At 41.8% G+C, this 1,688-nt stretch carries 1 protein-coding gene; it reads right to left on the bottom strand.

The window, feature by feature from the left end:
* Nucleotides 1-326: 326 nt before the first annotated feature.
* On the bottom strand, nt 327-1,688 hold a 1,362-nt coding region (locus tag C3418_RS23455; protein WP_258040179.1), incomplete at its 5' end, for a UvrD-helicase domain-containing protein.

Here is a 1,688-nt window from a genome sequence, read left to right as displayed (position 1 = left end):
GCGAACCGGAATTGCCAGCTGGGGCGCCCTCTGGGAAGGCTGGGAAGCCCTGCAAAGTAAACTGGATGGCTTTCTTGCCGCCAAGGATTTGATGGCACAGGGGATCAAGATCTGATCAAGAGACAGGTATAGAACCGTACCAAAGGGGGCGCTACGTTGGTCTTCTACTAACTGGTATAAAGCAAAAGACCTACAATCTCCCAGATCCCACCCAACCTTTAAATCTTCACACAGGCTAGCATTGGTAGAAAACGTACTATTGAATTCATTTATGATTTCGGAATACGTATCCATATGTCCCCTACCTTAACTCACGTAATTAGTTATCATAAGCCTGCCTTGACCTTGATGGTAACCTTGCACTGGTCATCCTTAATCCCATAACCAGTACATCCCCAAAAGTCACCATACTGACCATTACGGATCTTCATTGGTCGTCCGCACTCAGGGCATATTTTAATTTTGCAACCACAAAGAGAATTATTGCAAACACTCTCATTCCTTGTGTCAATTGAGGGTGAGTAGCATTTTTCACACACTCTAGCCTTTCCTACAGGACAGCCAAAACCGGTGCTACAAGCATAGAAATCACTATACGGCCCCTTGACCAACCTTAGATAGCCATCTGTACAGTATGGGCACTTGAACTTTTTTTTTGATTCCTCACTGAATGCTTTTGAAACAACATTTATCTTGTATTTTGGTGAGAGTAACTCCGTCACAAAATCAGATGGTGCTGTAGGATTGGCAATAATATAGACTTTCTTCCTTGCTCGGGTAATGCCTACATACAGGAGACGCCTTTCCTCAGAATGAGGATATGGGTCTAGAGATGGCAGCAGGGATTCAACTATAAGGTTGTCTTTGTTTTCATTAGGAAATCCCATCTTTCCTTGAAAGAAGCCGATTAAAATTACATAGTCTGCCTCTAACCCCTTAGATTTATGGAAACTCCAGAAGTTAACATTGCGCAAACTATTAGTCTGTTTTAATGCACTCTTAGCCTCATTTAAAAGATAGTTATAACGAGCAATAACGGCGATGCTTCCAGTCGTATCATTCTCTCTAATCTTTTGAACAACCTCAGCGACTCTTTTATTCAAACCTCCTTTTTCTGGGGATTTGTCATCAAGCAGATAAATCTGTGAATCTTCAACCACAGTATGCGTTTCTATATACTTTTTATACTGTTCAGGATTTTCCATAATGAACTGACCAGCAGTATCAGCAATGCTATTGTTATAGCGGAAGGTCTTTTGTAGTTTAGTGAGCGTGTAGCTACCAACGATTTCACCAAAGCGAGTTGTTAGCTCTAACTTTCCACCATTAAATCTATAAATTGACTGCCAATCATCACCAACGACAGTTAGTGATGGCTGTGCCCCATTTTTAATGATGGTCTGAATGAACTCCATTCGAGCTGTTGATATATCCTGGAACTCATCAACCAGTATGTATCGCCATTCAGGAATATATTTGCCAGCATTCACCTCCTGAATCGCTCTGATTATCATGTCATCAAAGTCAATTGCATTTTGTTCTCTGAGCTCACTTATATATGTGTAATGACCCACTGAAATCCTGCTCAGGTCATAATGAGTGGAGATCACAGACATGAGCATCACGATGGACGAAGAAATCAAACGTTGGACGGCCAAGCGCAAGTCCGCCTTGGTCATGGAAATCAT

This window comes from Aeromonas sp. ASNIH8, from assembly GCF_002919855.1.
In the GTDB taxonomy this organism is placed as follows: domain Bacteria; phylum Pseudomonadota; class Gammaproteobacteria; order Enterobacterales; family Aeromonadaceae; genus Aeromonas; species Aeromonas caviae.
Note: the sequence above shows the minus strand (reverse complement) of the source record. Positions and strands in the feature narration are given on the sequence as shown.